The 580-nt window shown below is 50.5% G+C and carries 1 protein-coding gene; it reads right to left on the reverse strand.

Annotated elements, in window-relative coordinates:
• Window positions 1-60 precede the first annotated feature (60 nt).
• Window positions 61-477: a hypothetical protein gene (locus ACR3FF_RS27335; RefSeq protein ID WP_458191245.1), complete on the reverse strand. Its 417-nt coding sequence runs from the start codon at window positions 475-477 to the stop codon at window positions 61-63.
• Window positions 478-580: the final 103 nt, after the last annotated feature.

Genomic DNA, 580 nt, shown 5'->3' on the forward strand with positions numbered 1-580 from the left:
GGTAGGTTCACCAGGTGCGTATCCGGACAGCGGATGAATCAGGTTCCTGATTCACCCGCTTCACTCAGGACTACGTATCAGCTGCTGGACTCCTGAGCCAGAGTGGACAACTAGCGACTTTGCAGTTTCAAGAGAGCCAGACGGGTGTTCCCTCTGCTCAACAAGAGGAGTTTCAATTTCTCGCTCCTCCGACGAGAACTCCAACACCGTCTTGTCGCTATCGAGGATTCGAAATGTGTCAAGTGGTTCATCAGGGAAGAACTGGGTTGAATTGACTCTCAGTGACTTCTGAGAAACAAATACATCCCTTAGCACATCCGCATACGTGGTTGGAACCTCATGGTCGGCATTCGCCGCTGCTCGGATTATTTGTTCGTGTTCCCATTCCGGTTCAATTTGTACTTTTGAGAGGCTCGAACTCTCATGTTTCACCCCCGGAAGCCGAAAGAGCCGCTTTGCATAGTCGGTACTTCCCATCGAGTCAGTGGATAGTCACGACTGACGGGGTTAGATTCTCAGGAAGCGTCTGGATGGGTGATTATGAGATTTCTCTACCATCCAGACACTGTTCTTACGGCTG

The sequence above is a fragment of the Haladaptatus ordinarius genome (genome assembly GCF_054177595.1).

Excerpts from the sequence above, each read along its gene's own strand:
- ACR3FF_RS27335 (WP_458191245.1), bottom strand. The coding sequence starts at position 477 with ATGGGAAGTACCGACTATGCAAAGCGGCTCTTTCGGCTTCCGGGGGTG.